This window comes from Paenibacillus sp. 22594 (assembly GCF_052044425.1).
Taxonomy (GTDB): Bacteria; Bacillota; Bacilli; order Paenibacillales; family Paenibacillaceae; genus Paenibacillus_AQ.
Window position 1 is genome coordinate 861,568 of sequence record NZ_JBQENA010000001.1, and the last position, 12,966, is coordinate 874,533.

Genomic DNA, 12,966 nt, shown 5'->3' on the forward strand with positions numbered 1-12,966 from the left:
CAACACAATGTTCATTATTTGAAGGAGGAAAAATTCATGTTAAACCATAAAACAGCCGTCATTACAGGAGCATCCAGCGGTATTGGCCGCGCCATTGCGAGCCAGCTTGCAGCAGAAGGTGTACATGTCTTCATCACCGGAAGAAGCCAAGAGCAGCTTGAGGACTTGAAATCGCAAATCGAACAGTCTGGCGGTCAGGCGACGTATAGTGCGTTTGATCTCCGCGATACCGGCAAGCTTCAGGGCTTTATCCATCAGGCCCGCGAGCAGACCGGTCATTTGGATATTATGGTCAACAATGCGGGCCTTCATATTCATGGCAATATTGTGGATACAAAGGTGGACGACTGGCGGGAGATGATCGATGTCAATATCGTCGCGCTTCTTGCCGGGTCACAGGCAGCGGTCCATGAAATGCGACTCAACGAAGGCAGTGTGCCAGGGCATATTATGAACATCTCTTCAGGCAACGCCTACGAACCTGGTAGGGATTTCTACAGTGCCACCAAACATATGGTGAATGCCATCGGACAAGCACTGACACATGAGCTGGCCAAAGAACCGATTCAGGTAACAACTATTCTCCCCGGTGCTGTGGCGACGAACTTTGGCCGCAACCTGGAACCTGAGACGGTCATGGAGCTTGCCCGCAAGCTGGGCATGGAGGTGGAGTTCAATCAGGGAGACCATCTGCCGGAAGAGCTGATTGCCCGGATTCGCGGGGCGATGGGACAGACTTTTTTGAGTGGTGATGATATCGCGAGAGCCGTAGTCTACGCGTTGCAGCAGCCACAGAACGTAGTGGTCCGTGAACTGTATCTGGCTGCACCGAATGTATATCTGGGCAATGACTTCTCTATGTAAAATGCAGCAAAACAAGCCGCCTAGCCCATGATAAGGGTTTGGTGGCTTGTTTTATTTATCTGAGTGTGCAAAGGCCTTAACTATCTGCTATTGTTGTTTGCTCTTGATCTCAAAGCTGCGGACCTTCATCCATTTCCCGGCAACGAACTCGTCGATGGTCCCGGTTTTGGTTCTGACGCAGAATTTATGCTGTGTCTTTTTGTCAAAGCCCGTGGCTTCATAAAGAAGATCATCGCCTGCCTGTCCCTTATAGTATACCTGCTTCAGGCCAAGCCTACTCAGCAATTCCAGCTTTACACTCTCAATATATGTGCGCGAATACTCTTTTGACATCCCATGTTCCTCCTGAGGTGTTCATCTACTGACCATTTTACACTTTTATTCTGCGAATTCACACTCCAGAGACTGACTAGCTCATGAAAAAACAGACTGCAAAACTAATTGCCGGGTAGTTGGAGGCCGCGCCAGCCGCTTACCTCGCATTGGCCATATTCATTATTACCCACAGCAACTACTGTGCCGTCTGATTTAAGCCCGGCGGTATGGGCACAGCCTGCTGCAATCGCTACTATATCGCGCCAATCACTTACATTACATTGACCATACTCATTGGAGCCCACAGCCATCGCCGTACCGTCTGATCTAAGGCCTACGGTATGACTACTGCCCGCCGCTATCGCCACAATACCACTCCAGCCGCTTACATCGCATTGGTCATGTTTATTCAAACCCACTGCCGTCACCGTACCGTCCGATTGAAGACCGATGGTATGAAGATAACCCGCCGCAACCGCCACCATATCGCACCAGTCGCTTACATTGCATTGGCGATACCGGTTATTGCCCGTAGCCGTCACCGTGCCGTCCCTTTTAAGACCGATAGTATGCCAGTCACCCGCTGAGACCGCCACCATATCCTTCCAGCTGCTTACATTGCATTCACCTTCATGGTTTCGGCCCACTGCTACCACCGTGCCATCCGCTTTAAGCCCAATGGTATGACGCCAACCCGCCGCAACCGCTACAATATCGCCCCAGTCGCTTACATTGCATTGGTCATGCTTGTTCCAACCCACAGCTACCACAGTTCTGTCAGATTTAAGACCAATGGTGTGAGCATTACCCGTATTCGTCGCCATATGAACATTACCAGCCGCAACTGCCACAATATCGCGCCAGCCGCTCACATCACATTGGCCATATTTATTATCTCCCGCAGCCGTCACCGTTCCGTCAGATTTAAGCAGGACGGTATGACGATGACCCGCCGCAATGGCATCAATAGGCCAGCGGTTCCCCTTTTCCCCTGCAACTTTCGGAGAAATGTACTCCATGTCTTACCTCCTTGAAAACAACCCCTATTTCTCATTTACCCTGTGTGTGCCCAATTCATCACACTTTTCACTCCGTAGCTACGCATATATGGTATCAAACTTTCACATCTTTTGTCTGTTTTCATAGCTTGAATGACTATTCCACATGAAAAAAAAGCAGCCCCTTAGCGCTATAACTGAAGGGGCTGCTTAATCTATTTCTTACAAGTGCTGATCGGGTTATGCGCCTGTTAGGGCTGCCACCTGAATCTGAAGTTCATTCACCTGATTCCGCATGTCTTGTGCATCTCTTTGCTGCTTCTGTACAACAGTAGTCAGTACACCGATGATATCCATCAGAACAACCGACTTGTGATCAGCAGTCGAGAAGATCTGCGGCACATCCTCGGCGATGAAGCCGATGTTCTGTTTCTTGGCATTTTCTGCTTTGTAGTTGAAGGTAACGGGCTTCAGTTTGTTCAGCAGCTCCATAGCTTTTTTCACCGGAAGACTGGTGATGTTCTCCTTGAAGGTTCTGGAAGAGGTTTGTGCAAAATTAGTCGCCCGCAGGTTGCCGTTCACGTCCAGCTTGTAATCATCCGTTGGGGTTTTGCCGATCCCTATATTGCTGCTCTTATCGACAGTTAGCGCACCGGCCACCTGGATGAGCTCGTCATAGACGGCATCTTTGCAGACGAGGGTCTGCATATTGTCTTCAATTCCAGCTTGCCATACATTGTTTGACGCGTCCCAGAATATCCGGGCTTTTTTATCCGTTCCCCGGTTCACCTCGATGCCTTGGCTAACCGTCAGACTGCCGCTGATGGATGCATCCTTCGCATTCAGAAGACCGGTTAGCGAAGCATCCTTCGCAGTCAGCTTCCCGCTTAGTTCGGCGTCGGCTGCCAAGAGCTTACCGGATACTGCCGCATTACCGGTTACGTCCAGCTTGGCAGTTGGTGCTGCGGTGCCGATTCCGACATTGCCGGAAACAATCTTCAGCACTCCCGCCAGATCTGTAAGCTCTTGGTGCGTGTGGCCGCTGTACGAGAGCTGTTTCATGCTCCCAGCCGTGCCCACCTGCCATTCGTCCAGAGCTTCGTTCCATAGAATCTGGGCTTTCGCGTCCGTGCCTCGGCCTACTTCGATGCCCTGGGTAAGCGTAAGGGTGCCGCTGATGGATGCATCCTTTGCTGACAGATTACCGGTGACCGAGGCATTGGCTGCTGTGAATATGCCGCTCACTGTAGCATCCTTAGCGGTTAATGTACCGCTGAGGCTGGCGTCAGCAACGGTCAACTTGCCGGAGACAGCCGCATTGCCGTTCACATCCAGCTTGGCGGCTGGCGATGCAGTGCCAAGCCCGAGATTTCCAGAGGCAATCTTCAGAACTGCGGTCAAATCCGTCAGCTCCTGGTGGGTATGGCCGCTGTACGCAAGCTGTTTCAGACTGCCGGCTACGCCCACCTGCCAGGCATCCGTGGACTCGTCCCAGATAATCTGCGCTTTCGGATCTGTTCCCCTGTTCACTTCGATGCCCTGGCTGAGCGTCAGGCTGCCGTTGAGGGTAACATCCTTAACGGTCAGCTTGCCGCTAACCTCCGCATCCTTAGTCGTCAATGAACCGCTGACAGCAGCATCCTTCGCAGTAAGTACACCACTTACCGTTGCGTCTTTTAAGGCTGCCATACCGGTTAACGCAACATCTTTGGCAGTTAATATACCACTAACAGCAACGTCTGCAGCATTCAGCTTACCGGAGACAGCTACATTGCCATTGACATCCAGTTTGGCGGCTGGTGTCGCCGTGCCGATCCCAATATTCCCGGACACCACTGTAAATGCGCCGGATAGCTCAGCAAACTCCGGATGAGTATGGCCTTTGAATTCTATCGCCTTCAGCGAATTGGAGAGACCAGCCAGCCACTGATCAGCCGTTTCATCCCACAGAAGCTGGGCAGGAAGTGCAGTCCCGCCGCGGAATACTTCCAGCCCGGCATTTGCCACAATCGGGGTTGCCTGTGGTGTATATTTGTTGACCCTGATTATATTGTCTTCGACTTCCAGTGTAGCGGCGTTGAGGGTTACCGTATCACCGTTCACAGTTAGATTGCCGGTTACTGTTAAATCCTTAGAGATGACCGCATTTACCGCAGTAACAGTTCCTGTAGCCGTAAGGTTTCCTGTTACAGATGTGTCGCCTTGTACATCGAGCTTCACTTTGGGAGCATAGGTCCCGATGCCGACATTCCCGGTTCCGGTTACGCTGAATGCTGTATTCCCGCCCTTAATCTTCACATCCAGCAGTGACAATGGGGTATTGGTACCGATCCCTACCTTGCCTTCAGAATCAGCAAACAGGGCAATTGTATCTCCAAGCGCGTTATAGAGCTTGTTCTGCCCGCCTTTGCCTGTACCGAATTCCGAGAGCGTATCTCCGTCGCCATAGAACCAGGCCTTCTGCACATTATTCCAGACGATCCGCGCATTCGGCAGGGCTTTACCGTTGCTGTCCAGCCCGCGGGGGGCTTCAAATCCACCTGCCACAACGCTGCCCGCAACAATTGCATTCTTGCTTACTGCGACATTCACAGCACTCAGTGCCTTGTTAAATGAAGTATCTCCATCGAAGACCGCTTCATTTGTTGCAGTGACCTTGCCTGAAAAAGTTGCTGCACCGGCAATTTCCGCCTCCGTCCTGAAGATCGCCTTCCCGGCTACATCCAACACCTCGGTGGGATTATCCGTACCCACACCCATTTTCCCGCTGCGGGTCAAGCTGAGTACAGTCTTGCCTGCGGTTCCCAGCTTCCAGCGGTCCTTCGCCCATTTGATCTGTGCACTGGTCTCTGTTCCCTGGAGAACTTCAAGTCCATCACCGACGGTTACCGTTCCGGCAATAGCGGCACTGGCTGCGGTAACCGCACCAAGGATATTGGCATTCTCCGCCTTCAGCCCCCCGGTTGCATTGACATTACCTGAAGTATCTACAACCAATGCGGCAGATTCCGTAGGGGTTGCAAGCTGCCACTGATCCTTATCCTCGTTCCATGAGATGGAGGCTGCCGGCTCATTCAGGCCGCGATAAATCTCCAATCCTCCGCCGGAAAGCGAAGAGACATGATCATCCTCTTGATTGAGCGTGATCCATGGACTTCCGATTTCCAGTTCATCCGTATGAATGCTGGCAGACTTCCCCCGGACCTCCAGGTCACCGGCCACCGTAAGATTGCTGCCGACTGTCAGATCATGATGAACATCCACATCCCCCTCGGCACTGGCGCTAAGTGCCAGAATATCGGTCTGCGGGTTATACAACTGGCTGTGGATATGCAGGGAGTCCGCACTAACCATTTGTGTCAGCTTGTCCCAGGAGTTGCCGCTTGCGATATTTTCCAGCGCAGCGCCGATGCCCACCTTCCATTTCCGTTCACTCTCATTCCAGATAATTCTGGCAGCGGGCTGTGATTCACCCCTGTAAACCTCAATACCACTCTCGTTCGCGGGTGGCGTTTCGCCTTCGAACTTGTTAATCTCGATCACATTATTGGTTACGACGAGATCGTCGCGCTTAACGGTTGTCGTGGTGCCTTTGACAATCAGGTTGCCGTCCACCTTCAGCAAGCCCTCCACGGCCAGACCGCCGCTGATATCCGCGCCGTTGTTGACAGTAAGGGTTCCCTGTACCTCCGCACTGTTGGCAATCTCAATATTGCCTTCAGCGGTTGCCTGGATGACAGTCTTCCCCTTACTGTCACTCAGAGAATTGTGACGATGCAGACCGTCCGCATCCGAGCTCACTCCTCCGGTCAGAGCATCCCAATTGCTGCCGTAGGCAATATTGGATAGCTCATCTCCGAGCCCCAGCTTCCATCTGCCGTCCGTCTCGCTCCAGACCAGCTTGGCGCTCGGATTCAGCTTGCCCCGATAGACTTCAATGCTGCTCTGCTTCAAGGCGGAGCTGTTGCCTTCGAACTTGTTCAGTTCAATCCGGTTGCTGACGACAACCATATCTTCTTTATTGACATAGGTAGTTTTGCCTTTTACCGTAAGGTTGCCTTCGATAGTGGCGGAACCGCCTACTTTCAGATCGGCATTCAGATCAGCATTGCCTTTACCCTTCAGGGTTCCGGCAATCTCTATATTCCCTGAAGCGGACAGCTTCCCCTGCTCGTCGGCAGACAGTACGGTTCCGCCTGAAGGGGTGCTCAGGGAGCTGTGCTTATGAGCGGTGTCGGCCACTGAACCGTTTGTCAAGGAATCCCATTTGGTTCCATACGGAATGTCAGACATACTGCCTTCGATTCCGATTTTCCATTTGCGGTCTGTCTCATTCCATTCCATCCGGGCCTTCGGATTGTGGCTGCCCCGGTACACGTCCAGACCACCCTTGCTGCTGAGTGCCGCATCATTCTCCGCCTTGTTTACGGTCAGGAAGCTGTCCGTCACCTCCTGCTCGACTTTTTTGATGACGATCTCTTCTTCTCTGACAATCAGCTTATTGACCGTAAGTGTCTCGCCGACCATCAGCTCATGCGGGATATTCACATTCCCGTCCGCACCAATTTCCAGGGCCAGCAGGCTTTTGTCTTCATTATGAAATTGTCTATGGGTATGCAGAGCATCCGCATTACTGCCACCGGTCAGCTCATCCCACTGCTTCCCGTCAGGAATGTTGGACATATCCCCGTTAACCGTACCGATCTGCCAGGATTTGGCCTTCTCATTCCAGGCAATCTTGGCATTGGGCAGCGTTTCTCCCCGGAAGACTTCCAAGCCGTCCCGCTTGGACACAAGACTTCCGGACACCGTCAATGTCTGGTCAATCTGGATATTTCCCGCTGTGTCGGTACGGAGAGCCGGCTTTCCGTCTGCCGAATGCAGCTGACTGTGGGTATGCAGGCTATCCGCTATCGCGCCCCCATGCAGCTGCTCCCACTCGTGGCCATAGGCTACATGGAACATGCCGCTGACCGGGTCACCCTCTTTCTCTGCAGTCCCTATCATCCACCCGTTGCTTTTTTCATCCCACAGCAGCTTGGCACTGGGCTGGTCCTTGCGGATGATTTCAATGCCGCTGCTATTTTCTGCACTGGCATTTTTGTTGATCGTCACCATATTGCCGCCAATCATAACCTGAGGCACATCCAGTACCGCCATGCCTCCGCTGACTTCAATCCCGCTTTTCGCGGACAAGGGCCCTGCGATGGCAACGGAACCCGTCATTTCCACATCCCCGGATTCATTGACCTTGAACACTTGCTCACTGCCAGCAGTGACGGTAAGCTCGCCGTTTACATCCAGAGTCCCGTAGGTACTAATCGCACCGGTTCTCAGATTGCCTGTAAATTCTGTCAGGCCTGCATGAACATTAAGCTTATTCCCCTCTTTACCATCCTCTTTCACAGAGTTGCTCAAGAAGGGCTGATCGGGATCTTCCTTCGAACCGAGAATAATTTTGTTAGCCTTCAGCGTTTCGCCGCCCACGGCTCTGGTCACAAGCAGCGTTCCATCTACGTCAGTCTCATAAATCCGGTCGATGCTTAGCGCTCCATCCTGATTATGCTTCAGGGTAACACGGGCCAACAGGATGTCCTTGCGCACATCCTCAGGCTTCAGGGAGCTGGCTTTGATATCCGCGACCTCCCACACATGAATTTTATTCCCGCCCCCCTTAAGCAGATCAGGGTCTGCCAGTTCTTCCTTATAGCTGACTGAAATATAGATCTGATCCGAGGTGCTGTATCCGGACAGATCCAGAACCCTCGCCGGATGGGTGTCACTGACCAGAATCTCCTGGCTGATCTCTTCATTGTTGTCCAGGTCCGTAACTCGGTTCAAGGCAAGCCCCGGATCAATCTCTACTTTGGTCAACTCTTTTGGATTAACCTTCAGTCCGGTTACGACTCCCCAATTATGAAAATAACGGTTATGCAGCCCACGTGCGCGCTTATGATATTTTTGATCCAGTGTTAAGTCCTCTTCTTTTAGCAGCAGCCCGTTGAAATAATTCATGCGTTTCATATCCTTTGGCACAATCCCACTCCTCCCGGCTTTCATAGTTACAGCTTATTCAGGCTTGAACAGACTCTTCTTCCCCCGCAGCCAGCTCCTCCAGTACCTGAATGGCCCCGCTGATCCGTGTCATGGCATAGCCTAGATTACTGCGTTTCTCGTCCAGCTCCTGCATCATTTGCCGGCCGGATTCGAGTTCTGCCTTCAATTCTTTCACGCGTGTTTCCAGTTGTTCTTTCATTATTTTATCCTCCATTTTTTAAGCACCCTGCAGGGTTGCGATTTGTTTTTGCATTCTTGCGATAGCCTTCTGCTGATCTTTCATCACACTGGTCAGAACGGCGATGATATCCATCCCGCTGATAGCCCGCTGATCAGGGTCCGCCAGAACTGCAGGCACCTCTTCAGCGATAAAACCAAGGGTTCTTTCCTTCGTACTTCCTTTGTACTTAAAAGAAACCGGGTTCAGCCCGTCGAGCAGCTGCTTTGCTTCTTTGACAGGAATATCGGCGATGTTGTCCTTGAGTTCGCGTGAGGACCACCAGTACATACTGCCGTTCGCATAAACGCCGCCGCTGGCATGCAGATAGATGCGGTCCCCGGCGTCATTAGATACACCGATATCCAGTACACAGTTCTCCCCGCTGGTCGGATAGAATTTGATCCAGGCTGAATCACCGCTGCCCCCGCCGGGGTCGGATGGAAAGATAATGCCGTTATTCCCGCTGCCCGCACTGGGATTCAGCGCATTCTTGACTTCAAGACTGCTGTGTACGGAAGCATAAGACCAGTCGTTGCCGTAATTGAGCACCAGATGGCTTCCGTTATCGACTAAGGCTCTGCCCGGAGCTCCGCGGCGGCCCGAGTAGCCGATATAGAAATCGGCACAACGTACATAGGCTGCAAAATTATCAGCGACATCCAGCTTTTTGAATCTGCCGTCAAAGTTGAACACATCTGTCTTGATGCTGCCTGTAATCTGCAGATCTCCTGTTATGCGGGCGCCGCCGTTCACCTGCAGAAATCCGTTCACATCCAGCTGGTCCCAGACCGAAACCTTCCGTTTGCCGTCTGGAGAGGAAGAATTGCCCACGAGCATCAAGGATTTGTAGGTTGTGGTATCATTGCTGATCTCCGCCTGGTTCCGGGCCTGGTCCGGGAACCCTGACCAGGCCGATGTGAACCGGATCGGATTCTTGCCGCTCAGGACACGCAGTTCCCCGTCTACATCCATCTTGTCCGCCGGTGTCAGCGTACCAATACCGACATTGCCGGAGGCGTTCAGCGAGATGTGATCATTGGCATCATTCGAGGTGCCGATTTCCAACGTACAATCCTCGCCTGTGCGCGGATAGTATTTGATCCAGGCAAGGTCCGAACCGCCGCCTCCCGGGTTGGCCGGGAAAATGATGCCGTTGTGCTCACCTTTGCCTGCACTTGGAATGATTTCTTGTGATGCCTGCATTTTACCGTTCACATACAGAAATCCATTCACATCGAGGCGGTCCCAGATTGCAACCTTTCTCCCCTGGCCGGCGGACTGGTTGCCCACGATCATCAATGCTTTGTGATCGGTAATGTCATTGCTGATCTCTGCGCCATTCATTTGATTGTCGGGGAAGCCTGACCACACAGAAGTGAAACGGACCGGGTTTTTACCGCTAAGAATCCGCAGGCTGCCATCGACATCCAGCGAATCCTCCAAAGCTTTGCGGGGGCCGATCCCGACATACCCCGTCTTGTTCCAGGAAAGAACCGGCTTGTCTGTCCGGGTGCCGTCGCTATTTGCCGTTCTGGTGCCCAGAACACCGCCGCTGTTCCCGAATAATACAGGTCCGTCCACCTCAGCAGCGGCAAAAGGCTTGCCGGTTCCGAACCAGCCCAGACCATGTGAGCCGTCTATGGTGTCCGGATTTGTGCCTTTCAGCCATAAGGTGGTCCCGTCCTTCAGCGCCAAATCTGCATCGCTGTACAGCTTGCCGGAGCTGTTGAAGCCAACCGACGATCCGCCCGGCGACGAGAGCTTGCTGTGTCTGTGCAGCAGGTCAGCGAACTCATACTTGATCAGACTGTCCCACTCGTTGCCATAAGCGATTTTTTTGAGATCCGTGCCAATCCCGGCCTTGAAGCATTGATCCGCCTCCACCCAGACAATCCGTGCGTCATGAGTGCCTCCGTCGCCGCGGTAGACCTCAAGTCCGCCGTCCCGCGGGCCGGGAAATTCATAGTTCGGATCATCCGTATTGGGACTGTTAACCTCAACGAAGCTGTTCATGATCCGCATTTCACTTTGCGATTTATCCTTGCTCTGCAGAATGAGCTCTCCCTGGAGGGTTAAGTCACCGGCAACCAAGAGGTTTCCTGTAAATTGGGTATCCGGGGCGTTGACCTCCAGCACCTTGCCTTCCTGCAGCGTATAGACTGATGGCATCGCAGCCAGCGTTTCTTCATTCAATTGCATATTGTCGATGCTGTCTTCACTTTTTGCTTTGATAATCAGTTTCTCTGTCACCATCTTCTTACCGGCTGCGCCTGCGTAGGTTCGAAGTGGCGTGCGGGCAGCGTCACTGTCGTAGTCAAAGATACATGCGCTGTCGATTACTGTTTCAGTGGGGGTCCTGCGCGGGACGACCCGGGCCAGAACAATATGTTCAGAGCTGTCAGGTTTCACGGTACCGTGGCTGATCCGTCCCCGCTCCCAGATATGAATCTTTTCTCCCTGACCCCGTTCAATATTGCGGTCGGTCTCCATCTCTTCATAGCTGACCCAGATGTAGATACTTTCGTTAGCGTTATACTCGGAAAGATCCACCGGATTGTCCGGATGCCCCTCATAAATAAGGATCTCCTGGCTGATGCTCTCATTCTTCTGGGGAGTGGTCCCCTTAATCACTGCCTGATTCAAAGCCAGGCCTTCCGCAATCTTTACCTTCATGTATTCACCCTGATCCAGCAAAGGCAGCACCTTCAGGCCGCAAATAATGCCCCAGGTATGCAGATAACGGTTATGCAGCCGCTGCAGACGCAGGTAGAAATCCTGGTCCAGCCTATAATCCTCCGCATTCAGGAAGAGCCCGTCAAAGTAACGCATTCTTGCAAATTCTTTTCCCATGATTCGCTTGCCTCCGTTCTCTATTCTCTAATTCTCTGTCATACCCCCGAGCAAGGTCTCCATTCCTACGCGTCCATATACCCCCAGGCACATGTGCGGAACTTCAATATTCAGGCTGGAATTGGTGTGAAAAGGTTTTTCCTTCCGGATGACCTCCTGCAGGATTTGCACTTTGTTCTGCAGAAGGCTCCGGCTGTATGCGGGAAGGATGACATGGACAGAAAAATAGCTCGGCTCCGCCGCTCCCACCATCGTATTGATTCCCACACGTAGCGACTGGCCGCAGCGGACAGGCTCTTCGAAATCACTGATGTGAATGGCAGCCTCTTCCCCCGCATACACCTGCAAGTATTTCGCGAGCCCATCCAGTGTTCCGCGTTTTTTGTAGAGCTGGACAATGCTGCCGATCAAATTGCGGTTGACCGTACTGCGGGCGGCTGGAAGCGGCAAAATCTGCCGGGGGGAAAGCGTTCTTTCCCGGTTATCCTGCTCTCCGTCATATTCGAGTCCTTCTTCCAGCTCCAAGCCTACCCAGCCTGCCAGCCAGGGAAGAAACTGGGAAGGTGTCCTGCCCGGGTCAAAATACTGATGCAAGTTATCCAGCAGCGCTTCAATTCCAAGTGACTCTTGGCCTGCTGCGCCTGTTTTACCAGAGAGCATGGCTTCAAAGGCCTTCAGGAACCGGCCCAGAAAAAACTTCTCGTCGGTTTCCCCTGCTTTCTGCTGGAATACTCTTGGAAGATACTGCACATAACTGTAATCGTTCGGACTGCTCATGATTCCACCTCAACCTTCAAGTCCTTCAGCTTAAATAATTGATACGGCAGCAGGTCAGGAGCGTCCAGTGTCACACTCGTCACATGATTGATTCCGGTTAGGCCTTCTACAAGATGATACAAATCGGAGGCGTACAGCTTTCTTCCCGGAAGCCATCCCTGGCCTTCCTCTCCTCCGCTTACCGGATCTAAAAAACGTGTAATGCTGTCGGTAACCGTACTGCCGATGCTTTTGTCCATGGCTGAAACCACCATTTCGATCGCAACATCCCGGTAATCAGGCTCTACCACATGGACACGGGTGGTCAGCAGCTTGCGGGCATCCAGATAGGCTTTGACACTCTGCTTGATTGCCGTCATTTCTCTCAGCAGATCCTTCTGATTCGCAGTCTGCAGAACCAAGATCACAGAGACATGACCGAAAGCCTCTTTGTTCACGCCTGTGCCGTTCTCCATGTCGGTATTGATCAGACAGAGGATACGCACTGCAAGGTCAGGATATGTCTCCAGGATGCCTGGGATTTCCAGCAAGCCCTGTTCCGCCAAAAGCTGAAAATCCGCCGAAGTTACTGCTCTGTAACACTCTGAGAATTGCTTCACCCCGCGCCGTATCCCGCTTGTCAGCTCCTCTTCCTCAGCCAGGGTTACACCCAGCAGTTTGAGAAACTGCAGCTGGCTGGCTTCTGTCACCTGGTCAATCCGGTAGAGAACCATTTCACTGAACCATGCAAACAGCTCAATCAGCGTAATGCCCGGATCCGAGGGGTTATAATTCGTCCAGTCCGGATCGTAGAGCGGAATCAGCGTTTTGGCATCCGCCACAAGCTCGTCAAAGCCCAGGTCATCCAGACTCGGTACTGGAAGCGGCATAAGTCTTCCTCCTTTC

The 12,966-nt window shown here is 52.5% G+C and carries 8 protein-coding genes; 1 reads left to right on the plus strand and 7 read right to left on the minus strand.

Annotation, left to right across the window (positions count from 1 at the left end):
• Positions 1 to 36: 36 nt before the first annotated feature.
• On the plus strand, positions 37 to 864 hold the full coding sequence (locus ACTJKB_RS03995) for an SDR family oxidoreductase (protein WP_440831923.1): 828 nt from the start codon (positions 37 to 39) through the stop codon (positions 862 to 864).
• 87 nt (positions 865 to 951) lie between these two features.
• Here ACTJKB_RS03995 and ACTJKB_RS04000 read toward each other — a convergent pair whose 3' ends face one another.
• The 7 genes from ACTJKB_RS04000 to ACTJKB_RS04030 form a co-directional block, all read right to left on the minus strand.
• Positions 952 to 1,197, minus strand: a complete 246-nt coding sequence (locus tag ACTJKB_RS04000; protein ID WP_074087884.1) for a hypothetical protein — start codon at positions 1,195 to 1,197, stop codon at positions 952 to 954.
• 104 nt (positions 1,198 to 1,301) lie between these two features.
• Positions 1,302 to 2,198 carry an RCC1 domain-containing protein gene (locus ACTJKB_RS04005; RefSeq protein ID WP_440831925.1) on the minus strand — a complete coding sequence of 299 codons (897 nt, stop codon included), beginning with the start codon at positions 2,196 to 2,198 and terminating at the stop codon, positions 1,302 to 1,304.
• Between the two features lie 219 nt (positions 2,199 to 2,417).
• Positions 2,418 to 8,213: a tail fiber domain-containing protein gene (locus tag ACTJKB_RS04010; protein ID WP_440831927.1), complete on the minus strand. Its 5,796-nt coding sequence runs from the start codon at positions 8,211 to 8,213 to the stop codon at positions 2,418 to 2,420.
• Positions 8,214 to 8,250: 37 nt separating this feature from the next.
• The gene (locus ACTJKB_RS04015) at positions 8,251 to 8,433 is read right to left on the minus strand and encodes a hypothetical protein (RefSeq protein ID WP_440831929.1); all 183 of its coding nucleotides are present in this window, start codon (positions 8,431 to 8,433) and stop codon (positions 8,251 to 8,253) included.
• Between the two features lie 18 nt (positions 8,434 to 8,451).
• Positions 8,452 to 11,304: a tail fiber domain-containing protein gene (locus ACTJKB_RS04020; protein WP_440831930.1), complete on the minus strand. Its 2,853-nt coding sequence runs from the start codon at positions 11,302 to 11,304 to the stop codon at positions 8,452 to 8,454.
• Positions 11,305 to 11,331: 27 nt separating this feature from the next.
• Positions 11,332 to 12,081 carry a phage tail protein gene (locus ACTJKB_RS04025; protein ID WP_440831931.1) on the minus strand — a complete coding sequence of 250 codons (750 nt, stop codon included), beginning with the start codon at positions 12,079 to 12,081 and terminating at the stop codon, positions 11,332 to 11,334.
• Complete coding sequence (locus tag ACTJKB_RS04030) at positions 12,078 to 12,950, minus strand: hypothetical protein (RefSeq protein WP_440831933.1); 873 nt, start codon at positions 12,948 to 12,950, stop codon at positions 12,078 to 12,080. The genes ACTJKB_RS04025 and ACTJKB_RS04030 overlap by 4 nt, the downstream gene beginning before the upstream one ends.
• Positions 12,951 to 12,966: the final 16 nt, after the last annotated feature.